This window comes from Actinomyces sp. oral taxon 448 str. F0400 (assembly GCF_000220835.1).
GTDB lineage: Bacteria > Actinomycetota > Actinomycetes > Actinomycetales > Actinomycetaceae > Actinomyces.
On the sequence record NZ_GL985606.1, the window covers coordinates 2,734,585 to 2,759,972 of the forward strand.

22 protein-coding genes are annotated in these 25,388 nt (G+C 70.5%); 13 read left to right on the forward strand and 9 right to left on the reverse strand.

The annotated features are described in order from the left end of the window. Positions 1–628: enterochelin esterase domain-containing protein (locus tag HMPREF9062_RS11550; protein ID WP_172634848.1), on the reverse strand; the 628-nt coding region annotated here is incomplete at its 3' end. A 500-nt stretch (positions 629–1,128) separates the two neighbouring features. Here HMPREF9062_RS11550 and HMPREF9062_RS11555 point away from each other — a divergent pair. From HMPREF9062_RS11555 to HMPREF9062_RS11565, 3 genes are all read left to right on the forward strand, one after another. Continuing rightward, a complete protein-coding gene (locus HMPREF9062_RS11555; protein ID WP_009750334.1) occupies positions 1,129–2,811 on the forward strand; it encodes a ParA family protein in 1,683 nt (560 codons plus the stop codon). 176 nt (positions 2,812–2,987) lie between these two features. Further along, positions 2,988–4,673: a succinic semialdehyde dehydrogenase gene (locus HMPREF9062_RS11560; RefSeq protein ID WP_009750335.1), complete on the forward strand. Its 1,686-nt coding sequence runs from the start codon at positions 2,988–2,990 to the stop codon at positions 4,671–4,673. A 208-nt stretch (positions 4,674–4,881) separates the two neighbouring features. Beyond that, positions 4,882–5,592: a uridine kinase family protein gene (locus HMPREF9062_RS11565; RefSeq protein ID WP_009750336.1), complete on the forward strand. Its 711-nt coding sequence runs from the start codon at positions 4,882–4,884 to the stop codon at positions 5,590–5,592. Positions 5,593–5,607: 15 nt separating this feature from the next. On the opposite strand, the gene HMPREF9062_RS11570 is transcribed toward HMPREF9062_RS11565, so the two are convergent. Beyond that, positions 5,608–7,326 carry an MDR family MFS transporter gene (locus HMPREF9062_RS11570; protein WP_156790035.1) on the reverse strand — a complete coding sequence of 573 codons (1,719 nt, stop codon included), beginning with the start codon at positions 7,324–7,326 and terminating at the stop codon, positions 5,608–5,610. Between the two features lie 95 nt (positions 7,327–7,421). Then, on the reverse strand, positions 7,422–8,102 hold the full coding sequence (locus tag HMPREF9062_RS11575) for a TetR/AcrR family transcriptional regulator (protein ID WP_050795290.1): 681 nt from the start codon (positions 8,100–8,102) through the stop codon (positions 7,422–7,424). A 225-nt stretch (positions 8,103–8,327) separates the two neighbouring features. On the opposite strand from HMPREF9062_RS11575, the gene HMPREF9062_RS11580 reads away from it, so the two are divergent. Further along, positions 8,328–9,020, forward strand: coding sequence for an MgtC/SapB family protein (locus HMPREF9062_RS11580; protein WP_156790036.1), 693 nt, complete (start codon positions 8,328–8,330; stop codon positions 9,018–9,020). 139 nt (positions 9,021–9,159) lie between these two features. Here HMPREF9062_RS11580 and HMPREF9062_RS11585 read toward each other — a convergent pair whose 3' ends face one another. Beyond that, complete coding sequence (locus HMPREF9062_RS11585; RefSeq protein WP_009750340.1) at positions 9,160–9,684, reverse strand: hypothetical protein; 525 nt, start codon at positions 9,682–9,684, stop codon at positions 9,160–9,162. A gap of 461 nt (positions 9,685–10,145) precedes the next feature. Here HMPREF9062_RS11585 and HMPREF9062_RS11595 point away from each other — a divergent pair, with 461 nt between their 5' ends. The 4 genes from HMPREF9062_RS11595 (at position 10,146) to HMPREF9062_RS11610 (ending at position 15,691) form a co-directional block, all read left to right on the forward strand. Beyond that, entirely contained in the window at positions 10,146–11,426 is a 1,281-nt protein-coding gene (locus HMPREF9062_RS11595) for a sensor histidine kinase (protein WP_009750342.1), read from the forward strand. An 81-nt stretch (positions 11,427–11,507) separates the two neighbouring features. Further along, positions 11,508–12,191 carry a response regulator gene (locus HMPREF9062_RS11600; RefSeq protein WP_009750343.1) on the forward strand — a complete coding sequence of 228 codons (684 nt, stop codon included), beginning with the start codon at positions 11,508–11,510 and terminating at the stop codon, positions 12,189–12,191. A gap of 264 nt (positions 12,192–12,455) precedes the next feature. Next, a complete protein-coding gene (locus HMPREF9062_RS11605) occupies positions 12,456–13,220 on the forward strand; it encodes an ABC transporter ATP-binding protein (protein ID WP_009750344.1) in 765 nt (254 codons plus the stop codon). Next, a complete protein-coding gene (locus tag HMPREF9062_RS11610; protein ID WP_009750345.1) occupies positions 13,220–15,691 on the forward strand; it encodes an ABC transporter permease in 2,472 nt (823 codons plus the stop codon). The genes HMPREF9062_RS11605 and HMPREF9062_RS11610 overlap by 1 nt, the downstream gene beginning before the upstream one ends. Positions 15,692–15,796: 105 nt before the next feature. Here HMPREF9062_RS11610 and HMPREF9062_RS11615 read toward each other — a convergent pair whose 3' ends face one another. Then, entirely contained in the window at positions 15,797–16,126 is a 330-nt protein-coding gene (locus HMPREF9062_RS11615) for a YrhK family protein (RefSeq protein ID WP_009750346.1), read from the reverse strand. Positions 16,127–16,376: 250 nt separating this feature from the next. Between HMPREF9062_RS11615 and HMPREF9062_RS11620 the strand changes: the two genes are divergently transcribed. Beyond that, complete coding sequence (locus HMPREF9062_RS11620) at positions 16,377–16,937, forward strand: lipoprotein LpqH (protein WP_009750347.1); 561 nt, start codon at positions 16,377–16,379, stop codon at positions 16,935–16,937. 276 nt (positions 16,938–17,213) lie between these two features. On the opposite strand, the gene HMPREF9062_RS11625 is transcribed toward HMPREF9062_RS11620, so the two are convergent. Together HMPREF9062_RS11625 and ychF are read right to left on the reverse strand one after the other, a co-directional pair. Beyond that, the gene (locus HMPREF9062_RS11625) at positions 17,214–18,269 is read right to left on the reverse strand and encodes an NAD(P)-dependent alcohol dehydrogenase (protein ID WP_009750348.1); all 1,056 of its coding nucleotides are present in this window, start codon (positions 18,267–18,269) and stop codon (positions 17,214–17,216) included. A 295-nt stretch (positions 18,270–18,564) separates the two neighbouring features. Next, positions 18,565–19,650: a redox-regulated ATPase YchF gene (gene ychF / locus HMPREF9062_RS11630; RefSeq protein ID WP_009750350.1), complete on the reverse strand. Its 1,086-nt coding sequence runs from the start codon at positions 19,648–19,650 to the stop codon at positions 18,565–18,567. Between the two features lie 533 nt (positions 19,651–20,183). Between ychF and HMPREF9062_RS11635 the strand changes: the two genes are divergently transcribed. Next, positions 20,184–20,861 (forward strand): hypothetical protein, encoded by a 678-nt coding sequence (locus HMPREF9062_RS11635; protein ID WP_009750352.1) that lies wholly within the window; start codon positions 20,184–20,186, stop codon positions 20,859–20,861. 114 nt (positions 20,862–20,975) lie between these two features. On the opposite strand, the gene HMPREF9062_RS11640 is transcribed toward HMPREF9062_RS11635, so the two are convergent. Continuing rightward, positions 20,976–22,031, reverse strand: coding sequence for a 4-hydroxy-3-methylbut-2-enyl diphosphate reductase (locus HMPREF9062_RS11640; protein WP_009750353.1), 1,056 nt, complete (start codon positions 22,029–22,031; stop codon positions 20,976–20,978). A 51-nt stretch (positions 22,032–22,082) separates the two neighbouring features. Here HMPREF9062_RS11640 and xseA point away from each other — a divergent pair, with 51 nt between their 5' ends. From xseA to HMPREF9062_RS11655, 3 genes are all read left to right on the forward strand, one after another. Further along, positions 22,083–23,396: an exodeoxyribonuclease VII large subunit gene (gene xseA, locus HMPREF9062_RS11645; RefSeq protein WP_009750354.1), complete on the forward strand. Its 1,314-nt coding sequence runs from the start codon at positions 22,083–22,085 to the stop codon at positions 23,394–23,396. A gap of 160 nt (positions 23,397–23,556) precedes the next feature. Beyond that, entirely contained in the window at positions 23,557–23,811 is a 255-nt protein-coding gene (locus HMPREF9062_RS11650; RefSeq protein ID WP_009750355.1) for an exodeoxyribonuclease VII small subunit, read from the forward strand. 30 nt (positions 23,812–23,841) lie between these two features. Beyond that, the gene (locus HMPREF9062_RS11655) at positions 23,842–24,807 is read left to right on the forward strand and encodes a carbohydrate kinase family protein (RefSeq protein WP_009750356.1); all 966 of its coding nucleotides are present in this window, start codon (positions 23,842–23,844) and stop codon (positions 24,805–24,807) included. A gap of 190 nt (positions 24,808–24,997) precedes the next feature. Here the strand turns inward: HMPREF9062_RS11655 and uppS are convergent. Next, positions 24,998–25,388: polyprenyl diphosphate synthase (gene uppS, locus HMPREF9062_RS13725; protein ID WP_009750357.1), on the reverse strand; the 391-nt coding region annotated here is incomplete at its 5' end.

Here is a 25,388-nt window from a genome sequence, read left to right on the forward strand (position 1 = left end):
CCGGGGCATCCGGCCCCGCCGCCACCGAGCGGGCCGGCCCGAAGGATCCGGCGACCGTGCGCGAGGCGCGCGGGTCCGGCCCGGCCGCACGCATGATGGCGAGGCGGGCGGGGCGCCCGTCCAGACCGCACCATGGTGGAGCGCCTCGGCCCCTCCACGCCGCGATGCCGTAGCTCGCGCACCAGTCCGCCGGCACCGACCAGGTGCAGGTCCACACGTCAGTGCCCGCCAGTCGCGTCATGGTGAGAGCTTCGACGCCGCCCGCGGCGAAGAGGCCGTTGGCGTCCAGGAGGACCGAGACGGCCCCCGGCTCCCGCACCGTCCACGTCATGAGGACGCGGTCCCGGTCCTCGGGGTCCGGCGCGGTGACCGGGCTGGGGCCGGCCATCGCGTCGTCGAGCACCCGACGCCGCGACGACTCGTCGTCCGCATCCTCCCAACCGGTCTCGACCGGACCGTGGCGACGCCGGGCCGGCACGGGGCAGTCCTCCGGGGAGAAACTGCGAGCCCGCTCCACGTGGGCGCGGCCGAGCCGATCGGTCCGCACCCGCCCGGGAACCGCGCCGCCGTCCGCATGCGGCGGGCCCGACACTCCGCCGCCATGCGCCTTGTTCTCGTGTTCTCTCACGCCCCCGCCCCTCCGGGCAGGCCCCTGATGGGAGTGATCACGGCCGCCACCGCCTTCCTCACCGCTCTCGCGCATCCCGTCCGCCGCAGACGGCGAATGATTCCGCGCCGCTGTCTACTCACGCACGCCGCACGACTCCGCGCTGCGTGTGATAACTAACATTCGTCGTCAATATACGGGGTTTGCCAACGACCCGTACGCGTAGCTGCTCGAGAGTCGAATGGTTGCGTCCGGAACTCTCGCGGTACGCTCCACTCGTGACGATCGCAACGTGAAGATGCCAATAAGGGCTCGGCGACGCCCGACCCCGATCGGTTCGTCGGCTATCCGAGCCTTCGTCGACCCCTCATTGACCTCCACCGCCGCATCGCCGCAACACAAGATCTCGGCGTCCCTGAGCCCACGCAACATCATGCGCTCACCGCGCAGCGCTCGCGGAGCCGTCAGCCCCCGGGGCGACGACCCGCTGACCGACGACCGACGACACGAAGGACAGGTACATGAGCACCGCAACCGAGTGGCCCCGAGCCGAGGTCTCGCTGAGCTCCGAGGGCCATGCGCGTGTCAATCTCGGAGGCGTCGAGATGGACCTGAGCCAGCCGTCCCCGCAGGAGGCGCGGGCCGCCGTCGTCGCCCACCTGTCCCGTAACGCCAAGGCTCTCGGGCATCCGATCTCGACCGTCATCACCGACCCCGTCGGGAGCTGGCGCGTGGCGGTCCACCCCGACGGCACCGTCATCACCGAGGGGGCACCGACCTCACCCGCGCCTCAACGGCATTCGGCGACCCGACAGGCCCGGACCCGCTCGGCGCCCGAGCCCCAACGGCCCTCGGCATCCCGGTCGACGAGCAGGCTGCCGGCCGTGCACGACTCGGCGTCGCAGCCCCCGACCCGCCGGCGGCTGCGACGCGAGGCACCCGTCCCAGGCTCGTTCACCCCCGAGACCGCCGGTCACGGCCTGCCCCCTCAGGTCCCGCCCCGGGCGACCGACACGGCCTCATTCCGCGCCGTGCCCCGCGCGGATCCGCGGCCTGAGCGGACCAGGCCCGCGCCGTCACCGACCTCCCCGCCGACGGCGCTCTCCGCCTCCCCGCCGGCGTCGTCTTCCCCGCCGGCGCCGTCTTCCCCGCCGGCGCCGGCGTCCCCTCCGACGGCGTCGCCGGCCTCCGCGCCGATGACGATGCCCGCGCCCGCGCCACCCGCGGAGCCGGTGCCGTCATCGACCCCGCCCGAGTACGACCCGCCCGAATACGACCCGCGCGAGCAGGCGCGCTCGACGTCGCTGCTCACCGAGATCACCAACGAGGCCCCCGCCACCACCGGCCTGCGCGGAGTCCTGAACCAGCTCGGGCTCCACCTGGCGCCCGCTGCGCGCGAGCGGGCCGAGCGGGCCGACGTCGCCGCCGTCGCCCAGCACTGGGCGGGGCCGCGCACCATCGCCGTGGTCAACGGCAAGGGAGGCGCGGGCAAGACGCCGACCGCGATCCTGCTGGCGGCTGTCTTCGCGCGCTACGGCGGCGCCGGCGTAGTCGCCTACGACAACAACTCCACACGCGGCACACTGGGCTGGCGCACGCAGCAGGGGCCGCACGACGCCACGGTCATCGACCTGCTGCCGCACATCGACCACCTCCTGTCCCCGCAGGCCCAGGCCGCCGAGATCTCCGGGTTCGTCCACCATCAACGCGAGGACCGCTACGACGTGCTGCGCAGCCGGCCCGAAGTCCTCGCCGACGCGCAGGCCGACGCCGGCGCGGACAGCTTCGACGCCGTTCACTCCGTGTTGACCAAGTACTACCGACTCGTGGTCGTCGACTCCGGCAACGACGAGTCCAGCCCGCAGTGGCGCGCCATGATCGCATGCGCCGACGCCATCGTGGTCCCCACCATCACCCGGCCCGACCACGCCGAGTCCGCCCGCCTCCTCCTGGCCGAACTGGCGGGCGCGGACGCCCACGCGGCGCGTCTGGCGGAGAACGCCCTGGTCGTCGTCTCCCAGGACTCCAAGGCCGAACCGCCCCCGACTCGACTCGTCTCCACGTTCACTGAGATCGCCCGCGCCGCCGTCGGTATCCCCTACGACTCGGCCATGGCCGGGCGACCCCTCATCCTCGACTCCCTGATGCTGTCCACGCGCCGCGCCTGGCTGTCGGCCGGCACCGCTCTCGCCGCGGGGCTCTGACACCGCCGGGCCCGCGGCGGCCCCGCGCCTCCGCCAGCACGGGAGTGTGAGCCGTCGCTCACTATAATGGCGTCCGGTCGCCGCCGGCATCCGAGCCGCGGCCGCCCCATCTCGTGCGGGCGAGCGCGGCGCCGGGATCGGGCGGCGCTCGCCCCGACCGCCGAGGAGGCCTCTCAATGACCACGCCGCCCGTCCAGCCGCCGACCCCGGCAAGCGCGCGCTCCCGCCCGACCGAGGCGACGCTCCCCGGCGGATCCGCGAAGCACCGGGGACGTGCGGCCGCAGACGGCGGACCGGACGACGACGTCCGCGGCCGCGCCGCGCTGCGGGCTCTCGGCGTGGACGACGGGACAACCCTCAGCGAGGGGAGCGGCGGTGCCATTGACGTCGTTTCGCCGTTGACCGGTTCGCTCATCGGCCGGGTCCCTCGTCTGGAAGCGGACGACGTCGCCCGGGCGGTCCGGCGCTCGCGCACCGCGCAGAGCCGTTGGCGACGTGCGCCGATGCGCAGGCGCGCCCGAGTGCTACTCGCTCTCCACGACCTCATCTGGAGGCTGCGCGCCCCTCTCCTCGACCTCGTCCAGTGGGAATCGGGCAAGGCCCGAACCCACGCCTTCGAGGAGCTGGCCGACACCGCCATCACCGCCCGCTACTACGCCCGCACGGGAGCCCGGCACCTCGCCGCCGAACGGCGCCGCGGGGCCGTGCCGGGGCTGACGAGGACCACAGTCCATCACAGACCGCTCGGCGTCGTCGGCATCATCTCGCCGTGGAACTATCCGCTGACGCTGGCCGCCTCCGACGCCGTGGCGGCGCTCATGGCGGGCAACGCGGTCGTCCTCAAACCCGATTCGGCCACCCCCTTCACAGCCCTGGCCGTTCATTCGCTCCTGAGGCGCGCTGGCGCGGACCCCGACCTGCTTCAGGTCGTCACCGGGCCGGGCGCCGCGCTCGGGGAGTCGCTCATCGACGCCGTCGACGCCCTCATGTTCACGGGCTCCTCAGCCACCGGCTCGGCGGTGGCCTCCCGGGCGGGAGCCCGTCTCATCCCCGTCTCGGCCGAGCTCGGCGGGAAGAACCCTCTCATCGTACGGGCCGACGCCCCCGTGGCCCGCACGGTGCGGGGCGCCGTCGGCGCCTGCTTCTCCAACGCCGGCCAGCTGTGCGTCTCCATCGAGCGCGTCTACGTCCACGAGGCCGTATGGGACCGGTTCGTCCCCGCTTTCGTGCGGGCGACGCGGGCCCTGCGCGTGGGCGCCGCAATGGGGTGGGGGGCTGATATGGGCCCGCTCATCAGCCCCGAGCATCTCGCCAAGGTCGCCGCTCACGTGTCGGACGCCGTCGCCAAGGGCGCCACCGTACTGACCGGGGGGCGCGCTCTGCCGGAGCTCTCCCCCACGGCCTACGCCCCGACGCTGCTGACCGGCGTCACCGAGGACATGGACCTCCACGCCGCCGAGACCTTCGGGCCGGTGGCCTGCCTGTACCGCGTGTCCGGGGATGAGGAGGCCGTCCGACTGGCGAACGCCTCGCCCTACGGGCTCAACGCCTCGGTGTGGACGGCCGATCGGCATGCCGGCGCCGAGCTGGCCGGGCGGATCCGCGCTGGAACCGTCAATGTCAACGAGGGATACGCGGCGGCATGGGGCTCGACGGCGGCCCCTATGGGCGGGATGGGGGCCTCGGGACTCGGCCGCCGCCACGGCGTCGAGGGGATCGTCAAGTACACTCAGAGCCAGACCGTCGCCGTCCAGCATCTTGCGCCCCTTCAGGCGCCGCCGGGCGCCGACGGGGAGCGGTGGGCGTCGGCGATGGCCGCCTGGCTGCGCCTGGCCCGCCACCTGCCCCGACTCGACCGGTAGCCCACCGGCGGCGCGCCGGATGGCCCCGTGCACCGGAGCCCTGCCCGGGGAGGACTCAATCGCCCCGTCCCGCACGGCCGGGTGCGGCGCGCTCGACCACTAGCATGAATCCATGTCCTCTCCTCCCCCACCCGACGCAGCACCATCCGGCTCCTCCGGCTCCGCGCCGGAGACCGGGCCGCGACGCATCCTGCCGGCTCGTGATCACGTGGCGCTCCAGCCCGAGGAGCCGGCGATAGCGGCCTGGTGCACCGGCGGGATGCGCGCCCTGACCGAGCACGTCCTCGCACTCGTCGGACCGCATCCCGGCCGACCGGGGATCATCGCAGTGGACGGGCGCAGCGGTGCCGGCAAGACCACGATCACCTCCCGACTTGTCGCCGCCATCCCCGGCGCACAGGTGCTGCGCATCGACGATCTCGATTGGAACGAGCCTCTGTTCGAATGGGATCACCTGCTCGTCGCCGCGCTCACCGACCTGCGCCGCGACGGCGCCCTCGCCCTGATTCCCCCGGCATGGCGGTCTCACGGACGCGATGGGTCGCTGACCATCACGACGGGCGCGCCACTCGTCATCGTGGAGGGCACCGGCTCGGGGATGCGGGCCGTCGCCGACCTCGTCGACCTGCACATCTGGGTGCAGACCGATGACGATGTCGCCCAGAAGCGCGGCATCGCGCGGGACATCCGGGAGGGCACGAACGGTGACGCCAATGAGTCCGTTCAGTTCTGGCACCGGTGGATGAGCCATGAACGTCCTTTCCTCGCGGCGGACAGACCCTGGGAGCGGGCCCGCCTCATCGTCTCGGGCGAAGCGCTTCCAGGGCTGGCCGACGGCGAGGTGGCCTGGGCCGAGGGCCCCCTCCTCGAGGGCCGACGCGACTTTGGGCCGGATTCATCCCGCCGCTCTAACGCGTGACCGGCCGACCCGCTCTCAGCCGGACTCGGTCCCCGTCTCGGCGCCGGCCTGCTCGGCGTCCGCTCCGGGCCGCTCAGGGGAGTCCGCCGCCGCAGGCCACGGCCCGCCTTCGTCCGCGGCCTCCGCCTCGGCGACCTGCTCCATACCCGTCTTGCGGGAGAGAGGAACCTCCGGCAGGAGCAGTGCGACGCCGGCCGTGGCCACGAACAGCGGGATCATCCAGCCGAAGATCGGCAGAAGAGCATCGGCGTAGGAGTTGGCAACGGCGTCGTGCAGCGCGGCCGGCAACTGGTTGACGAGGGCCGGGGTGAGCGAGGACGTGTCCTGCCCCTGGAACTGCGCCAGCGCGGCGGTCACCGCCGGGTCGGAGCTGCGAGCCAGTGCCCCGATCCGGTCGGCGAGGTTGGAGGTCAGACCCGAGGAGAAGGCCGCGCCGATGAGTGAGGCTCCGAGCGACACAGCGACCTCGCGGAAGAAGTTGTTGCCGCTGGTGGCCGTTCCCAGATGCCGGGCCGGAATGGCGTTCTGGACGACCGTGACCAGGAGCTGGAAGAACAAGCCGATCCCCGCGCCCATGACGAAGGTGGCCGCCGAGATCTCCCAGACGGGCGACGACGTCGTCAGGCGGAAGAGCCAGAAGGAGGCCGCCGCGGCGATGAGCGTGCCGGCGATCGGGTAGATCCTGTACCGGTTGGTGCGGGCCACCAGGACACCGGAGAGAAGCGAGGCGAGAAGTATGCCGACGGTCATGGGAACCAGGAGCAGTCCCGACGCGGTGGCCGAATAGCCGTAGACCATCTGCAGGTAGGTGGGCAGATAGCTCATGACGCCGATCATCCCGCCCATGGCGAGCATGCCCACGACGGTGGCCACGATGAATGTGCGATTGGTCAAGATCGCCCAGGGAAGGATCGGGTCGACGGCGCGAGTCTGCGCGAACATGAAAAGTCCCCAGCAGACCAGGCCCGCCACGCCCAGGCAGATGATGACGGGGCTGGTCCACCCGTACTGGTTGCCGCCCCAGGTGGCCATGAGGACGAGGGCCGCGGCGCCGGCATCCATCAGAGTCAGGCCCCACCAGTCGATGGGACTGGTCAGGCGGCTGGTCGGCAGACGGAGCACGAAGGCGATGGCGATGAAGGCCAGAACGCCCAGCGGCAGGTTGATCCAGAAGGCCCAGCGCCAGGAGACAGAGTCGGTCAGCCAGCCGCCCGCGATCGGGCCCAGAATGGAGGCGATGCCGAACATGGCGCCCATGGGGGCCATGTAGGTTCCGCGCACGCGTGGCGGAATGAGGTCGCCGGTGATCGCCTGGGAGGAGATCATGAGGCCGCCGCCACCCAGGCCCTGAAGGGCGCGGTAGACGATGAGCTGGGCCATACCCGAGGCGGTGCCGCACAGGGCCGAACCGGCGAGGAACAGACCGATGGCCACAAGGAAGAGATTCTTGCGGCCCACGAGGTCGCCGAGCTTGCCGTACACGGGCATGGCGACAGTGATGGCCAGGGTGTAGGCGGTGAGGATCCAGGCCATGTGGCTGGCGCCGCCGAGATCGCCCACAATGGTGGGCAGCGCGGTGCCCACGATCGTCTGGTCCATGGCGGACAGGAACATGACGACCAGGAGCGAGGCGTAGACCGCCCAGAAGCGGCGATCCGGGCGGAAGTCGCCCCCCGCCTCGGCGGAGGGCGTGTCGGCACGGGCCGACGTCGGGGCGGACTGAGTCACGAGCATTGCCTTTGCTTGTCGGGGATTGCTTGTCAGATGCGTGTGAGAGTCGACGCAGCGCACGAATCCGATGAGACGCGCGAGCGCCGCAGGCGGGGCGATCAATCAGGGGGACGCGATACGGGCTCATCGAGTCCTCGGCGAGCGGACAGGACGTCATCCACGGCCGCGGTCATGGTGCGGATGGCGGCGACCAGTCGGGCCCCCTGCGGCCCGCCCGGAGCGCTCCGACGCTCCGGGGGCGTCTCGGACTCCTCGCCGCGGGGGCCGTCATCGGTCCACAGGTCCATGGCCGAGCGCTGAATCGCCATGGCGAGAGCGACCACGGCCCGGGAGCGGGGGTCGTCGGACGTCGTTCCGAGGCGTCGGCCGGCGGCCTCGGCCAGGGAGGCGGCGATCGCTCTCAAGCGCTCGTGAATGGCGCGCCCCACCTCGGGATTGTCGCGGACGACCTCGGGGAAGGACAGGAGCCATCCGCGTTCCGACTCGACCGACTCGGCGCCGGCGACCAGGAGGTCTCCAAGATCCTCCAGCAGGGTACCGTCGCCGGATACGAAAGCCTCGATCGACGCGGGTTCGGGGGGCTCCATACCGACGACGAGGAGATCGGCCTTGGAGGAGAAGTGGTTGAAGACGGTCCGGCGGGAGACCCCGGCGAGTGCGGCGACGTCGTCAATCGTCATGGCGGCGTAGCCGCGGTCGCGGGTCAGGGTGAGCGCGGCCGCCCGGATGGCGGCGCGGGTGCGGCGCGTGTGGACGCTGCGTAGATCGATCGAAGACACGACCACATCATGCACTCAGTGCAGAGTTGCACTCCATGCAGAAACGCGCGACGTTGGTCACGCCGTGCCGACCCGGGCTCGCCCGCCCATGTTCCGCCTCGCCGGCCGCGCCCACCGGAAGCCGGAAAGAGCCGGTCACAACCCGGGGAACACGGCGGGGCGGGTCCCGCGCGCGTAGGCTCGAGCACGTCGAGCGCTGTCATGGACCGCGGAGGTGAGCCCGAGATGACCCTGTTCCATGCACCGTCCGCTCAGGAAGTCGTGCCCGCTCTTTTCGTCGTGCTCTTCTGCGGCCTCATCGGACTGGAGCGCGAGGTGCACCACAAGGACGCGGGCATGAGAACCCACATCCTCGTAGGACTGGGGAGCTGCTTGTTCACCCTGGTGTCGCTGTACGGTGCTCCGGCGACGCTCACGGGCAATATGCGGTGGGACGCGTCGCGGATCGCGGCGCAGGTGGTCTCAGGAATCGGCTTCATCGGCGCGGGTGTGATCTTCTTCGAGCACGACAGCGTACGAGGCCTGACAACGGCGAGCGCGATCTGGGTGGCCGCCGCCGTCGGAATGTCATGCGGGGCGGGAATGATCGCCGTCGCCGCCCTCATCGTGCTTCTGTACTTCCTCGCCATCCTCGCCGTGGCACCCATCGCCCGCCGCCTGATCCGCCGAGGGACCGAGGGCAGGCTGCGGATCACGTACGTCGACGGGAAGGGCGTTCTCCGGGCCCTCCTGCTCAAGGCGTCCGAAATGGACTTCGAGTCCATGGTGACGGCGAGCCGTCAGATTACGCGGATGGAGTGGAGGGGAGCCGTCATCGACATGCGAGTGGATGGCAGGAAGGGCATCTCGGACCTCGTGTCCGCCCTGTCCATGGTGGACGGGGTGGTGGAGGTCGAGGTGCTCGACGACGAGCGCTAGGCGGGCCTCCACCGCTCACGCCCTCTCGCGGGCGCGCTCGCCCCCCCGGGGACGGGCCGACCGACGCCCCGTCCTCACCGGCTGAGCGGAGCATCCCGCCGTGCACCCGCGCCGCTCGGGAGCGGGCGGAGGACCGGAGTCAGCCGATCATGTAGACCATGCCACGGCCGTCTTCGACCAAACCGGAGGCGAAACGTCGGGCCCGATGGAGGTAATGGAGGACGTACGGGGAGACGGGTTCACCGCCGTCCGAACCCCCGCCCTCGTCGGGCGGCGGCTCCGGGCCGAGCTCGCGGCACAGCTCCTCCAGATCCCGGGCGATCACCTTCACCTCGCCGAGGGTCAGAGGCCTCATCCACGGCTTCCATCCGCTAAAACCGGCGTTCATATCGACCCCGCCCTCGAACATGCGGTAGGACGGCCGGGGCCCGTCGCCGTCCGGTCGGGAGCGAGTCAGGTTCTGAAGAGCGCCCCAGGCCTTGTCGAGGTAGAGCATGTCCCTGTCGGGCACGGCCTGTCGGAAGGTCGCCGCACCGCACCTGGCTCCGCGCTCGAGGCCCCAGGCGTCGGCGAGCGGGTCGGAGGACAAGAAGAGACGAGGGGAGGCGAGGGCCTCCGCAGTCCGGTCGGCATCGAAAGCGTATGCGTAGTAGCGAATTCCCATGGCGTCAGGATCGCGCACCCGCCGGTCGAGCGCCCGGTCGGGTGTCCGACCTGTGGACAATCGGCTCCATCAGGCACGGGAGCCGGTCTGTGGAGCCCTGTGCACTGCGCTGGCGCACGGCCGGCGGGGCCGTCCCGTCCTCGACGGGCCCCGCGGCCATGCCCGCAGAACCTGGGCCTCACGACGGTGATGATCGGGACCGACCATTCAGTCAGTCGGCTCCGCGCCCTCGGGCCGTGTCGTAGAAAGCGAGCTCGATGAGGTTCTGGTCGGGATCGCGCACGTAATGGAGGAGACGGTGAGAACGAGGTGGTCGATGCCCGTGATCCGCATGGGAGGATTGTCCCCCGGCGCCGACTTCGACGTCGCGGGCCCGCGCAGTCCCCATCCGCGCGCAGCCGCGGCCGATCCCGCGCAGATGGATGCTCCGCGCCGAGGCGTCCCGCCCGTAGCCTTGCCGTATGACGCTCGAACGCCTGACCGGCCGGTTCGGCCCGCGCCCCATGGCGGGCGACGCCATCGGGGCCGTCCTCATGGCACTGCTCTCGACGCTCCCCCTGCCCGCCCTTCTCGGCGAGCGCGGCGTCGTAGGTCCGCGGCTGCTGCCCCACAACGCGGTCGGGGCGCTGTTCGTGGTGGCCTGGACCTTCGCGTACGCCGTGCCCCTCCTCTGGCGCCGCACCCGGCCCGCACTGGCCTGCACCCTGCTGGCCATCCCGCACCTGGTGCAGCTGGCCGCCTTCCCCTTCATCCTGCCCCAGAACATCTCGGTCCTGGTCATGGAGTTCGCGATCGCCGCCTACGGCAGCAGGCGTGCGCGCAGGCTGTGGCTGATCCTGGGCCTCGCCGCCTCGCTGGCGGCCTCCTTCAGCTGGACCGAGGAGTACCGGGTCAACTACGCGACCAACGACAACGCTCAGCTCTACGTTCTCCTCGTCCTCCTCATCGCCCTGGTCGTTTCAATCATCGCCAGCTGGCTGCTGGGCGCCCTCGCCCGCGAGCGCCTGCTGACCGTGAGAACTCTCAGGGACCGCGCCAAGGCCCTCGCCGCCGAGCGCGACCGGTTCGCGCAGCTGGCCGCCGAGCAGGAGCGCTCCCGTATCGCTCGCGAGATGCACGACGTGGTCGCCCACTCGCTGAGCGTCATCGTCGTCCAGACCGACGGCGCGATCTACGCATTGGACCAGCCGGGTGCCGACGCCGCCAAGCTGGCGCTGGCCCGCGAGGCCCTCAGACGCATCGGCACCGCCTCGCACGAGGCCCTGTCGCAGACCCGCGCTCTGGTCGGCGTCCTGCGCGAAGGCGAAACGCCTGAAACGGCCCCGCAGCCGCGACTGAACGAAGTCGGCGGGCTCGTCGAATCCGCGCGGGCCTCCGGGCTGGACGTCGACTACGTCGTCGTCGGCTCCCCGGACGCGCACGCCCCGCTCGACGCCGCCCGCGAAACGGCCGCCTACCGCATCGTCCAGGAGTCGCTGACCAATGCAATCAAGCACGGCGGGCCGCACGTGCGCGTTCGGGTCCGCGTCAGCCATACGGACGCCGGCCTGGCGATCAGCGTCCGCGACGACGGCCGTGCCGCCGCTGCCGATGACGGCCACGGACACGGTCTGATCGGAATGCGTGAACGTGTGGCGCCTTTCAACGGTACGCTCACGGCGCGGCCGCGGTCGGGCGACGGCTTCGAGGTGCTCGCGACCATTCCGGTCGGCGAGGCGCGGAGCACGATGAAAGCACGGTGAAGACGGCCGCGCTGCACGGTCCGGGCGCTCCGACGCTCCGCCCCAGCCGCTCCATATCACTGATCTGATGAGGATGAACGTATGAACGAGACCATCAGACTCCTGCTGGCCGACGATCAGGAAATGGTCCGTGCGGGCTTCCGCATGGTGCTCGACGCTCAGCAGGAGATGACCGTCGTCGGCGAGGTGGGCGACGGTCGGGACGCCGTGGACGCCGTCCTCGGCGCCGAGGCCGATCAACGGCCCGATCTCGTCCTCATGGACATCCGCATGCCGCGTCTGAACGGCGTGGTCGCCACCGAGGCGATCACAGCGGCCACCAGCACGAAGGTACTCGTGCTGACCACCTTCGACCTGGATGAGTACGTCTATTCCGCGTTGCAGGCCGGCGCCTCGGGCTTCCTGCTCAAGGACGCCGGCCCGGCTGAGCTCCTGGCGGCGATCCGCGCCGTCGCCTCCGGTGAAGCGGTTGTCGCCCCCAGCGCGACCCGCCGTCTGCTAGAGCGCTTCATCCCCACGCTGCCCCCGCCGGACCGGAGCGGCACCGCCGCCCAGCGCCTGGCGGCGCTCACCGAGCGGGAGCGCGAGGTGCTGGGCCTAGTCGGCCAGGGGCTCAACAACTCGGAGATAGCCGGCAAACTCTTCCTCAGCGAGGCCACCATCAAGACGCATGTGGGTCATGTCCTGACCAAGCTGGGGCTGCGCGACCGCGTGCACATGGTCGTCTTCGCCTACGACGCCGGCCTGGTCAGGCCCCGAGGCTGAAGCCGGGCAGACCCGTACTCACTGCGTCCCGCTCCCGACGAGGGAATGGGACGGCAGGCTGCGCGCGGCCTCGGAGCACATCGCTGTCAGGCCGGTCCCCCGCCGATCGGCCGATCCTCACCCGCTCCGCTTCCACCCGTGGGACGAACCTCGGGTCAGATCCGCATCTGATGCGCGATGAGGAGGCCCGCCGGGACGATCGAGTCACTGGCGGCGCAGAGATCCTCCCGCCGCCCACTGACAGTCTCGACGACAAGGACCACCATGATGACGACAACCTCGCAGCCTCACCCTCCAACGGCCGCCGTACACACCGAGGATCTGACCAAGGTCTACGGCCGGGCGGACGCCCGCGTCGTGGCCCTCGACCGTGTCACAGTCGATTTCCGAAGCGGCCAGTTCACCGCGATCATGGGACCGTCCGGCTCGGGCAAGTCGACGCTCATGCACTGCGCCGCCGGTCTTGACACTCCGAGTGAGGGCCGAGTGGTCATCGGCCGGGTGGACACCACGACCCTCAACGACAAGGCGCTCACCCTGCTGCGTCGACGGCGCATCGGCTTCATCTTCCAGTCGTTCAACCTTCTGCCGACGATGACCGCCTACGAGAACATCCTGCTGCCGCTCAAGCTGGCTCGCGCCAAGGCCGACCAGGACTGGTTCGACATGGTCGTGGGGGTGCTCGGACTGGCCGACCGCCTGGGCCACCGCCCCGGCGAGCTGTCCGGCGGTCAGGCCCAGCGCGTCGCCGCCGCCCGCGCACTCATCACCCGGCCCGACGTCATCTTCGCCGACGAGCCCACCGGCGCCCTCGACTCGGTCTCCTCCGACGAGCTGCTCGAGTTCCTCACACGCTGCGTCCATGAACTCGGTCAGACGCTCGTCATGGTCACCCACGACCCCCACGCCGCCGGTTACGCCGACCGCCTACTGCGACTGGCCGACGGGCGGATCGTCGCCGACGAGCAGATCCACCGAGACGCTGCGCGCTCCCGGGCGCAGGCCCTCCCCGAGGGAGGTGCGCTCTGATGCTGCGTCAGCCGCGCCGGCTCCTGAGCGCCGGCATCGCCATCATCCTGGGAGTGACCTTCATCACCGTCGCCCTTCTGCTCGGCAGTTCACTCGACCAGTCCGTACGCGACATGGCCGCTGGGAAGGTCGGGGACGCCTCCGTCGCCGTCGACTCCGCGCAGGACGAAGGCGAGCAGCAGGACCCCGCAGATGCGCAGCGGGTCTCCGATCAGGTCGTCGAGGATCTGGCCGCTCAGCCCGGCGTCACCGGAACGCGGGCCATCATCACCGGCTACGCCTGGACGCTGGACGAGGGCGCGCAGGCCCAGCTCCTCATCCAGAACCAGCCGCCTATGACCGAGCGGACGAAACTCACCCAGGGTCGCCCGGCCGCGGCCGACGACGAGCTGACCATCAACACCGTCATGAGCTCCGCCCTCGGTCTCGAACCGGGCGACGACGTCGTCCTGCACGGCGCCTGGGGCGGGGAGCGCAGTTTCCGTGTCGTCGGGATCATCGATGCGGGGCCCGACGCCGTCTCGTCCACGAAAGAGCCCTTCGCCTTCGGCACCGACGCCGCGGTCATGGCCGTGGCCGGGTACGAGGGCTATGACACCGTCATGGCCTACGGCGGCGACCCGCAGGCCCTCAAGTCCTCCGTCAGCCAGCTGGACTCGGTCGAGTCGATCGGCGCCGAGGTCCGCACCGGCGCCGAGGAGATCCGCCACCAGGTGGACCAACTGGGCGCCGGAGCATCTTCTATCAAGAACGCCGTGCTCGCTTTCGGCGTCATCTCCCTGTTCGTCTCGCTGATGGTCATCGCCAACACCTTCTCGATCCTCGTCTCCCAGCGCTCCCGGCAGCTGGCCCTGATGCGCTGCGTCGGCGCGACCAGGGGGCAGGTGTTCGCCACCGTCATCGGCGAGGCCCTCGCCCTCGGCGCGGTCGGCTCGGCGGTCGGCGTGCTCGTCGGCTACGGCCTCAGCCGGCTCCTGCTGAGCCTCGGCCAGAACCCCCTGACAACTCCGGTGGTCTTCGCCGCGAGCGCGGCGGCTCTCATCGCGCCGTTCATCGCGGGCGTTATCGTCACCCTCCTGTCCTCGATCGGCGCCGCCCGACGGGCCACCGCCGTGGCCCCGCTCGCCGCCCTGCATCCCGAACTGGCCGCCCGAGAGGTCAAGAGCCTGGGGCCCGTGCGCGCCGTCGTCGGCATGCTGCTGGCCGCGGCCGGCGGCGCACTGCTGGTCTACGGCTGGCGCACGTCCGGCGGCAGCGACACGGGAGGGGCGCTCAGGACTCTGCTGACGGTCATGGCCGGCGCCGCCACGAGTTTCCTGGGCGTCCTCGTCCTGGGTCGCGGCATCATCCCCGCCCTGGCCAGGGTCATCGGAGCGCCTCTGAGGCGATCCGGCGTCTCGGGAGAGCTCGCCGTGTCGAACTCGCGGCGCGATCCCGGACGCGCCGCGGCGACCGCTAACGCCCTGCTCGTCGGCGTGACGCTCATCAGCTCCCTCACCATCGGTGCGGCCACCTCGCAGTCGACCATCGACCGGGCGCTCAGCGACCAGTACCCGCTGGACGCCTCCATCCGCACCGAGCAGGGAGTCGACCAGACTGTGCTGGAGAGAATCCGTTCTGTGGACGGTGTCACCGGAGCCGCGCTCGTGCCGAGCGCTCAGATGCGGGCCACCGCCGACGGCGCGAACGCCGAGATCACCACGATCGGCGTGAGCGGGGAGGCGGCCCGGGTCTCCCGTGCCTCGCACACGCCCCGGGTCGAGTCGGACGATCAGATCCTCATCGGCGGCAAGGACTTCCACGACGGTCAGCGGGTCGTCCTGCACGACGGGGATGCGAGCATGGAGCTGACCGCGCGAATCGACGACTCCCTCCAGGACACGGCTGTCGTCGCCCCGGACGTTCTGGCCGCCCTCGCCCCCGACGCCTCGAACGGAGTCTGGGCCCGTTACGCCGACAACGCCGATGCGAGCAGGGTCACCCGGGATATCGGCAGGATCGATGGGCTTCAGGGGGCGGAGATCACCAGCGGCGCGGTCGCCCGCGAGAAATACCAGCAGATCATCGACGTCGTTCTGATCGTCGCCACCGCCCTGCTCGCCGTCGCCGTCATCATCGCGGTGATCGGCGTGGGCAACACGCTCAGTCTCTCGGTGCTTGAACGCGCCCGGGAGCTCGGGCTGCTGCGGGCGCTGGGCATGACGAGGGGGCAGGTGCGCTCAATGGTCGCCTGGGAATCGGTGACTCTGGCCGCGGTGGCGACCGTCATCGGCCTGGCGCTGGGCGCCGTGTACGGAATCATCGGCTGCAAGGGCATGATCGCCTCCAACGTGACGCTGGTGGTGGCCATTCCCTGGGCGCGGATCGTGCTCATCGCGGGCGTGGCGATGCTGGCCGGCTGGCTGGCCTCGCTGGCTCCGGCGGCGCGGGCCGTTAAAGTGGCGCCGTCGGCGGCCCTGGCCGCCGAATGACCGGCTGAGCGCCCAGACCCACGGTGGGCGGCGGTCGGCTGCAGCGGAAAGCCCCGCGGCCGACCGCCAGCCGACCGCCATTGCAGCAGAACCGGAAACCGCGCATCAGAAGTCCGCGGCGCCCACCCCCGCGGAGCCGCGGTGGAGTCTCTGGAGGTGGAGGTGCCGTGCGAGACGGACGACGGGGCGGATGAGCATCTCCACCGAGCCGATGACGAACAGCACCGTGCCCGCCCTCGTGAGCGAGTCGAAGAAGAAGAAAACACTGCCGATCAGGAACCACAATCCGATGAGGACGTCATTGACGATGCTGGCCGCCTCGTAGCGGCGTCGGATGACCAGCTCCTGCGGCCCGATGCGGATGGTCAGGCTGGAGGCCCCCTCCGCCGAGGATTCCGGTTGCGGGGAACGGACCCGAGCTGATGGTCCGGTCACAGGCGGCCCCCTCCGGTCGGCAACAGCCTCCGAGGCTCTCACATCGGCATGAATTCGATCAAAACGGGACGGGCGGGGACCACCCGACGCCGACAACGCGAATGGCCGCCCCTCTCCGACCTGTCGATGACAGGTGCCGCGCCCGCCGCTATTATCCTTGGCGGCACGGGTAGCCGGACGAGCGCCGGCACCTCGACTAGCCTCGATCGCGCTCCATCACCAGGACACGTAGACAAGGATTCTCCATCATATGAAGTCCCTCAGCAGGAAGACCGCCGTCGTCGCGACGGGCGCCGCCCTGGCATTCAGCCTCGCCGCCTGTGGAAGCGGCGGGAGCAGCGGTGGCGGCAGCAGTGAGAACGCATCCAAGCCGTCTCAGGAGCAGACGACGGGCGGTGCGGCAACGAGCAATGGCGGAGCCGACGGCCAGTCCACCTCACCGGCCAATGCGCAGGTCGGGGGCTCGTTCTCCGGCACGGTGGACGATCAGACCCTCACGATCGATCAGGTAGGGGTCTCCTGCGGCCCGTCGGCGGACGGCGGGACGAGCGTCGCAGCCGCGTCCACCTCCCAGGCTCTGAGTACCGCCTCCACCACTGCCAGTGCGGTCATCGACGGCACGGGCAGCGTCTCACTGGTCACGATCACCTCCGTCGACGGCGAGACGCTCAACTACACGAAGGAATGGGGGGCCGGTGATGCCGAGGCCGTCGTCGAGGGGTCGACGTACACGGTCACCGGCAACATCGGGGCCTCCGCCAGTGATTCCTCGGCAACCAAGCCCTTCAGCCTCACCTTCACCTGCCCCTGATCTCGGCGCTGCTCCGGAACGCCCGCCGGGCGCTCCCGCGCAATCATGCGGTTGCGGTGCTGGGACCGGCGCTCGGCGACCATGGCCGTCAGGGCGGTGTCCGCCCAAGCACCCGACCAGCTCGGCCACCGGCACGCGCAACCTCTGCGCAGCCGGGGTCGGGCGGGATCGCGGGTCGTCCAGCAGGCGGGTTGTCCAGAGGGGCACGTGCGTGCCGTCCTGATGACGACGGGCGGCCGAGCCCGGTCCCTCAGCACCCTCAACGGCGCGTTCGGCTCAGACCACGATAACGGGCTTGATCAGGTCACGCGGCTTAGTGCGCATGAGCTCCACTCCCCGTTCCACGGCCTCCAGGCCCTCGAAGCGGTGAGTGATCATCCTCTCGGGGTGGATGCGCCCGGCGAGCACCAGGTTGGCCATCCGCTCCATGCGGCGTCGACCGCCGGGAGTCAGCCCTCCGATGAGCTGCTTGTGCCCCATGCCGACCAGACTCGACTCCCGGCTGATGGTGATGTAGTCCCCCTCACCCAGGTAGTTGACATTCCCCACCTTGCCTCCGGGCTTGAGGATATCGAAAGCCTGCTGGAAGGTTCCCAGGTCGCCACCCGCCACAACTACACGATCGACCCTCTCCCCGCGGGTCGCCTCCAGAACCTGGTCGACGATGTCGCCTTCGCGGTAGTTGACGATGTCGGTCGCCCCGAACTCCTCGGCGACCTCGATACACCTGGGCCGGGACCCGACGGCGAAGAGCCGGCCCGCACCGAGGATCACCGCACCCGCGACGGACATCAGACCGACCGGCCCGATACCGATAACCACAACAGAATCCCCCGGGGTGATCTGAGCCAGTTCCGCACCGTGCAGGCCGGTGGTCGCCATGTCCGAGAGCATGACGGCCGTCTCCGGGCTGATCTCCCCCGGCAGCACCGCCAGGTTCGCGTCGGCGTCGTTGACGTGGATGTATTCGGCGAAAACCCCGTCCTTGGTATTGGAGAACTTCCATCCGCCCAGCGCGACGCCGGAGTGCATGGGGAAACCGTCTTGCGCGGCCGTCGACGACCAGTCGGGGGTGATGGCGGGAATGATCACCCGGTCCCCGACCCTGATATCCCTGACCGCCGATCCCACCTCGACGACCTCTCCGACGGCCTCATGGCCCAGGATCATGTTGTGGCGCTCGCCGACACCCCCCTCGTAGACCGTGTGGATGTCGGAGGAGCAGGGAGCCAGGGCGATCGGTGCGCAGATCGCGTCATGCGGGCCCGGGACGGGGTCCTTCTTCTCGATCCATCCGGCCCGGCCGATCCTGAGCATCGCGTAGCCCTTCACGGGCGTCTCCTTCCCCGAGAATCCGCCGCCTACCGTCCGACAGCACACATGAGGCTACCCTTATCATCCTTCGGTGTACATAGGCGTCTTCTCATCAGTCCCGCGACCGTGCGGTCGCGGGCTCCGCCGATTCGCGCTCGAGCGCCCGAGCAGAGCATCGCTCTCGGGCCACTCATTCAGCAGGGCGCTGAGAGCGGAGGCGCCGATGCGGGCGCCTTGCGCATCTCGCATCCGAATCCGTACTCGTCATGGCATGAGCAGATGATCGCACCGACACGCGTCGCGATCAGCCGCATCACACATTGAACCGGAACTCGACCACATCGCCGTCGGCCATCACGTAGTCCTTGCCCTCCATGCGCACACGGCCGTGGGCCCGAGCCTCGGCCACGGAGCCGAAGTTCACAAGGTCCTCGTAGGAGATGATCTCCGCCTTGATGAAGCCGCGCTCGAAGTCCGTGTGGATGACACCCGCCGCCTGCGGAGCCGTCCAGCCCTTGTGGATCGTCCAGGCCCGTGATTCCTTCTCCCCCGCGGTCAGGAACGTCTGAAGGCCAAGCGCGTCGAACCCGACGCGCGCCAGCTTGTCCAGACCCGACTCGGCCTGTCCGTTCTCATGCAGCATCTCCGCCGCCTCATCAGGCTCCAACTCCACCAGCTCAGCCTCGAACTGGGCGTCGAGGAAGATCGCCTCGGCCGGCGCGACGAGCTCGCGCAGCCGCTTCTGCCTCGCTTCGTCATTCATCCCGTCGTCGTCCATATTGAACACGTGGATGACGGGCTTGGTCGTCATGAGCTGGAAGGCGCGCAGCACGTCGTCGTCCAGTCCGGCCGCGGCCGCACCGGCCGACAGCAGCACACCGTCCCCGAGAACCTCGAGCGCACCCCGTGCGGTCTCCAGCACCGCGGCGTCGGTCCTCTTGCCGCGCACCTCCTTCTCCAGACGCGGGACGGCCTTCTCCAGCGTCTGGATGTCGGCGAGGATGAGCTCGGCGGCTATGGTCTCGATGTCGGACGCCGGCTCAACCCTCCCATCCACGTGCGCCACGTCGGGATCGTCGAAGGCGCGGGTCACCACGCAAACGGCGTCGGCCTCGCGAATATTCGCCAGGAACTGGTTGCCCAGTCCCTCCCCCTCGCTCGCCCCGCGCACGATCCCGGCGATATCGACGAAGGAGACGGTCGCGGGCACCACCTTGGCGCTGTGGAAAATCTCCGCCAGCCTCTCCAGGCGCGTGTCGGGCAGCGGGACGACGCCGATGTTCGGCTCGATCGTGGCGAAGGGGTAGTTCGCTGCGAGCACCGTCGCGCGAGTGAGGGCGTTGAACAGGGTCGATTTGCCGACGTTGGGCAGTCCGACGATTCCAATGGTGAGTGCCACGGCGCGAGTCTAACCGCCCGCTCGCGTCAGACGCCGCCGGTCCCCGACCCGCGCGCTCGCTCGCGAGCGCGAGTGCGCTGAGCCCGATGCCGCACGTCCCGACCCGTGCGCGAGCGCCCACCGGTCGAGCACGGCTCGCACGAGCCCCATCACGCCCAGGCTCCGCTCGAGCTCCTCTCCCGAGGCACGCACTATGAGGTAACTCACAATGCGAGGGCTCAATGCGGACGAGCTCCGTCGAGCCGGCGACGCTCGCCGGGCAGAGGGGCGCGCCGAACCCGCAGGTCACGGAATGATAACGGAGATTTGACCGGTCGTGCGGGGCAAACACTGCGTCTCGACCACGACTCGCTCGGGCGTGGGATGAACTAGCAAGTTACGTGCATGCTCGTCCCACACTCGCACGCCCCGCCCGATTCCGCCCCCTCGACGCGGCCCGTTGCCACGACCTTCCAAGCACATGTAGGCAGATGAGCCGCGCACGATATAGGGTTTCCCACGTTCCCTGATCCGTTACGAAAAGGTCTCCTGCCATGTCTACGAGCCTCCTGAACTCCCCTCCGTTCCACCCCATCTCCGTCGCCGAGCTGGAGGAAGCCCGCACCTCCGCCGAGGTCGAACTCATCGTCAACCGCCTGGAGAAGCTCGCCTCCGAGCAGGAGCGTCTCCAGTCCAAGCTCACCGCCCTTCGCGACGAACGCGACAGCCTCATCCTGCGCGGCCTGGCTCACGGGGTGAGCTCCTCCGAACTGGCTGCCAGGGCGCGCCTGACCGGAGCCCGTGTCCGCGCCATCGCCGATGCCGCCGCCTCGTCCTCGGCCCGCGAGCGCGTCGCCAGAGCCGTCGCCCGGCTCGTCGAGTACACCCCCGCCATGTGTACGACCTACGGAGCCCTGGCCGAAGTCGTTGGCATCGGCTCCGCCAAGGGCGTGGCCTCCTCCCTGGCGTCCAACCCCGATGTCTCGGGCCGCGCCGGTGCCCGCGTGCTGCTGCTGCGTTGGGCCGTCCCGACGCTGGGAGGCTATGTCATCCCCGACGAGGAGCCCGCCTGGCAGACCCAGGGCGAGGACACCGCCACGCGTTTGGAGTGCCTGCGAGCCGAGGGCCTCGTCGCCCCGGTGACGACCCCCGAGGAGGAGCTCGCCTGGATCGTCCCCTTCGACAGGGTCTGCACCGATCGGGCCCGCCTGGCCCGGATCATCGCCGGCTGAGACACCCGACCGAGCCGCCCGCGCGGATGTCCCCGGCGCTGGCGAAGACGGCGGAGGGTCTCGCCCCCGAACCGACTCGCAGACATCTGCTACCGGCGCGCTCCGGGAACGCGTTCAGCAGGTGTGGCCGGCTACGGGTTCGCGCCGATGCCCCGGCATGCGGCCACCCGCAGCGGCCCTGAGGTCGGCGCGCAGATTCTTCGGCAGCGAGAAGGAGATCTTCTCCGTGGCCGTGCGCACCATCTCGACCTCATCGAACCCCATCTCGCCGAGGCGTTCGACGACCTCCCGCACGAGGATCTCGGGGACCGAGGCGCCCGAGGTCAACCCCACCGTGTTCGCCCCGGCGAACCAGGACTCCTCCAGCTCGCGGGCGTAGTCCACTCGGTAGGCGACCGGTGCGCCCGCCTCGAGGGCGACCTCCTTGAGGCGTACGGAGTTCGATGAGTTGCCCGAGCCGACGACAACCATGACGTCCACGCGCGGAGCGATCGTCTTCACCGCCCCCTGCCGGTTCTGAGTGGCGTAGCAGATGTCGTCGGCGGGCGGGTCGGCCAGATGCGGAAAGCGCTCGCGCAGGAGGCGGACGGTCTCCATGGTCTCGTCCACGCTCAACGTCGTCTGGCTGATCCACACGACCTTCTCCGGGTCGCGCACCGTGACGGCATCGACCTCATGGGGGCCGTTGACCACCTGGATGCGCTCGGGCGCCTCCCCCTGGGTGCCCTCAACCTCCTCATGGCCGGTGTGACCGACCAGAATGATGTCGTAGTCGTCCTTGGCGAAGCGGATCGCCTGCTTATGCACCTTGGTCACCAGCGGACACGTCGCGTCGATCGTCCGCAGATGGCGGGCCTCGGCCCGGGCGTGCACCGCCGGGGAGACGCCGTGAGCCGAGAAGACCACGCGCGCGCCCTCGGGAACCTCGTCGGTCTTCGAAACGAAGATCGCCCCGCGCCGCGAGAGCGCCTCAACGACGTACTTGTTGTGGACGATCTCCTTGCGCACGTAAATCGGGGCCCCGTAGTGCGCCAGCGCCTGCTCAACGGCATCGACGGCGCGGTCCACTCCGGCACAATATCCGCGGGGGGCCGCCAGAAGAATCTTCTTGACGGCGTCCCCGCGGGTCGCAGGGACCTGCGGGGACGGGGCAGTGGGCTGGTCGATCACGCGCCCACTGTGCCACAGCCGGGGGCCGCCCCCGGAGCAGAACGTGGCACAGTGGTGCACGTGACAGTGCCGACAGAGCCGACAGACCCCGCCCGCGCCCCGCTCGCCCGCTTGGCCCGGGACACCACGCCGGACAACCCCTGGCCGCTGCGCCTGCTGTCGTCCAAGATCGAGGAGTACGTGGCCAAGATGACCCATGTATGGGTCGAGGGCCAGGTCGTCCAGTTCAATCGACGCCCCGGCTCGGGCATGCAGTACCTCTCGCTGCGCGATGTCGACGCGGACATGTCGATGTCGATGTCGATCTTCACCCGCGACCTGACGGCCCTGGAGAAGGCCGCGGGCGCGCAGGTGACGGAGGGCGCGCGCGTCGTCGTGCACGCCAAGCCGCGTTTCTGGACCAAGCGGGGCTCCCTGGAGCTGCGCGCCGATGACATCCGTCCCGTCGGCGTCGGCGACCTGCTGGCCAGGATCGAGCAGCTGCGCCGGGTGCTGGCGGCCGAGGGCCTGTTCGCCCCCGAGCGCAAGCAGCCGCTGCCGTTCCTGCCGTGCGCGGTGGGCCTCGTATGCGGCAGGAACGCCAAAGCCGAGGACGACGTCCTGGTCAACGCTCGGACGCGATGGCCGGGCCTCCCCTTCGTGATTCGCGAGGTCGCGGTCCAGGGCGCTCAGGCCGTGCACGAGGTGTCCGCGGCGCTCCAGGACCTCGACGCCGACGAGCGCGTCGACGTCATCGTCGTCGCTCGCGGCGGAGGCGCCGTCGAGGACCTGCTGCCGTTCAGCGACGAAGGGCTCGTGCGAACCGCCGCCGCGGCCCGCACCCCGATCGTCTCCGCCATCGGGCATGAGACGGACTGCCCGCTGCTGGATCTCGTGGCCGACTACCGGGCCTCGACTCCGACCGACGCCGCCCGACGCATCGTGCCCGACCTGGCGGAGGAGACCGTCGGACTGGACTCCGCGCGTGAACGGCTGCGGGCCGTCCTGACGGCGCGGGTGGAAGCCGAGCAGCGAGGTCTGGACCAGGTCCGCGAACGCCCCGTCATGGCCGACCCCGCCATCATCGTGCGGGACAAGGCCGCCGATCTCGACCAGATCCGCGAACGCGTGCGCCGCGCCGTGGGCGCGGCCCTGTCGCTGGCCCGGGCCGACCTGCGCGCCGACCGCGCGCGTCTGACCGCCCTGTCCCCTCAGGGAGTGCTCGACCGCGGCTACGCCATCGTGCGCAAGCCCGGCGGCGAGATCATCACCAGCGCCGAGGACGTGACGAAGGGCGACCTCATCGAAGGGCTGCTCGCCTCGGGTCGCATGGTGGCGCAGGTCGTGGGCGCCACCAGGCCGGCGCCCGACGCCCCGGACGACTAACCGGCGGGATCGGGCCGGACTCGGCGCGGGGCGCGACCGACCCGTACCGCGGGCGCGATCAACGCCGCCGGGCCCGGCGGAGCGGGGCGGGCCGCGCCGTTTCGGACTCGGGAGCCCGGACCGGCACCCGCGGAGCGGGTCACGTGCGACAATCCGAATCATGAGTCCGTCCGCCTCCGCCAGTGCCCCCGACCCGTCCGACGCCAACGCCGATGTCGCGACGCTGCCCTACGAGCGCGCCCGCGAGGAACTCGTCTCCGTCGTCCAGCGTCTGGAGGCTGGTCAGGTTCCCCTGGAGGAGGCGCTCACGCTGTGGGAGCGCGGCGAGGCCCTCGCCGCCCGCTGCCAGGCCTGGCTCGACGACGCACGCACTCGCCTGGCCGCCGTCGCCGAGCATGAGAACGCGCCCTCCTGACCCCCGCCACCTCCACCGCAAGGAGCCATCATGACCGCCCCCGGCCGCCCAGGAACAGCCCTCGTCATAGGCGAGGCCCTCGTCGATGTCGTCATCCGCCCCAATGAGACCCCCACTGACATTCCGGGGGGCTCGCCCGCCAACGTCGCTCTCGGTCTGGCCCGGCTGGGCCGAGACGCCGAACTCGACTGCTGGATCGGCACCGACGCACGGGGCCGGGCCGTCCGCGCCCACCTCGAGGCCGACGGCGTGCGCCTGACGCCGGGGTCGGACGGCGCCGCACGCACATCGACGGCCGAGGCGACCATCGGGCCGGACGGAGGCGCCTCCTACTTCTTCAACCTGAGCTGGGAGCCGCCCTACCCCACGCGCGCGGAGGGGGCCGAGCCCCCGGTGCTCGTTCACACCGGTTCGATCGCGGCAATCCTGTCGCCCGGGGCCGCCATGGTGGAGAAGGTCCTGGCCGATTTCCGCGCCACCTCGACCGTGTGCTACGACCCCAACGCTCGCCCCCAGCTCATGGGCGAACCTGCCGCGGCCCGCGCCATTGTGGAGCGGCTCGTGGCCCTGGCGGACCTGGTCAAGTGCTCAGACGAGGACATCGCCTGGTTCTACGACGTCGACGCCTCCCGGGACTCGGTGCTCGAGGACGTGCTGCGCGGCTGGCTCGCTCTGGGCCCGGCCGTCGTCGTCGTCACCCGCGGCAAGAAGGGGGCGCTGGCGCTGACCGCCTCCGGCCTGCGCCTGGAGGTGCCCGCGGATCCGAGCGTCGTCGTGGCCGACACAGTCGGGGCGGGCGATTCCTTCATGGGCGGCCTCGAGGACGGTCTGTGGTCGGAGGGGCTCGTGGGAGCCGATCGGCGCGAGGCCCTGCACGCCATCGACACCACCACACTGGAGCGCGTAGTGCGCCACGCGGCGACGATCGCCGACATCACCGTCTCACGCGCCGGCGCGAACCCGCCCACCCGTGCCGAGATCGACATGATGGGCTGAGGTCGCCAGCGGCGCCGTCGACCTCGTACGGGAATGTCGATCTCGGCACGGGCGCTCACGGGCGCCCTCCCTTTCCACAGGGGCGAGCCCGACGTCGGACCGCCCGGTGGCTCCACCGTAGGGTGAGGGTCGTCGCGCACAAGAGTGCGAGCGGGTCGGAGCCGCTCGGCGGGTTGGACCTCGGACCCGCTCACCGCCCCAGACGACGCTGGCGTCCCGCATAGTCGCGCAGTGCGCGCAGGAAATCGACGCGTCGGAAGGCGGGCCAGTTGACTTCGCAGAAGTAGAACTCGGAGTGGACCGTCTGCCACAGCAGGAAGCCGGAGAGCCGCTGCTCGCCGGAGGTGCGGATGACCAGATCCGGGTCGGGTTGCCCCTTGGTGTAGAGGTGATCGGTGATGTCCTCCTCGGACAGCGTCGCCGCGACGTCCTCGAGGCTGTCGCCGGCGTCCGCCCTCTCCCGCAGCAGGTCCCGTACGGCATCGGCGATCTCCTGGCGGCCGCCGTAGCCGATGGCGACATTGACCTGCATGCGCGCATCGGCGCGCTCGGCCGCCCCGCCGGCTCCCGGGCCGGCGGCG

Excerpts from the sequence above, each read along its gene's own strand:
- HMPREF9062_RS11555 (WP_009750334.1), top strand. The coding sequence starts at position 1,129 with ATGAGCACCGCAACCGAGTGGCCCCGAGCCGAGGTCTCGCTGAGCTCC.
- HMPREF9062_RS11560 (WP_009750335.1), top strand. The coding sequence starts at position 2,988 with ATGACCACGCCGCCCGTCCAGCCGCCGACCCCGGCAAGCGCGCGCTCC.
- HMPREF9062_RS11570 (WP_156790035.1), bottom strand. The coding sequence starts at position 7,326 with ATGCTCGTGACTCAGTCCGCCCCGACGTCGGCCCGTGCCGACACGCCC.
- HMPREF9062_RS11580 (WP_156790036.1), top strand. The coding sequence starts at position 8,328 with ATGACCCTGTTCCATGCACCGTCCGCTCAGGAAGTCGTGCCCGCTCTT.
- HMPREF9062_RS11585 (WP_009750340.1), bottom strand. The coding sequence starts at position 9,684 with ATGGGAATTCGCTACTACGCATACGCTTTCGATGCCGACCGGACTGCG.
- HMPREF9062_RS11595 (WP_009750342.1), top strand. The coding sequence starts at position 10,146 with ATGACGCTCGAACGCCTGACCGGCCGGTTCGGCCCGCGCCCCATGGCG.
- HMPREF9062_RS11600 (WP_009750343.1), top strand. The coding sequence starts at position 11,508 with ATGAACGAGACCATCAGACTCCTGCTGGCCGACGATCAGGAAATGGTC.
- HMPREF9062_RS11605 (WP_009750344.1), top strand. The coding sequence starts at position 12,456 with ATGATGACGACAACCTCGCAGCCTCACCCTCCAACGGCCGCCGTACAC.
- HMPREF9062_RS11610 (WP_009750345.1), top strand. The coding sequence starts at position 13,220 with ATGCTGCGTCAGCCGCGCCGGCTCCTGAGCGCCGGCATCGCCATCATC.
- HMPREF9062_RS11620 (WP_009750347.1), top strand. The coding sequence starts at position 16,377 with ATGAAGTCCCTCAGCAGGAAGACCGCCGTCGTCGCGACGGGCGCCGCC.
- HMPREF9062_RS11635 (WP_009750352.1), top strand. The coding sequence starts at position 20,184 with ATGTCTACGAGCCTCCTGAACTCCCCTCCGTTCCACCCCATCTCCGTC.
- HMPREF9062_RS11650 (WP_009750355.1), top strand. The coding sequence starts at position 23,557 with ATGAGTCCGTCCGCCTCCGCCAGTGCCCCCGACCCGTCCGACGCCAAC.
- HMPREF9062_RS11655 (WP_009750356.1), top strand. The coding sequence starts at position 23,842 with ATGACCGCCCCCGGCCGCCCAGGAACAGCCCTCGTCATAGGCGAGGCC.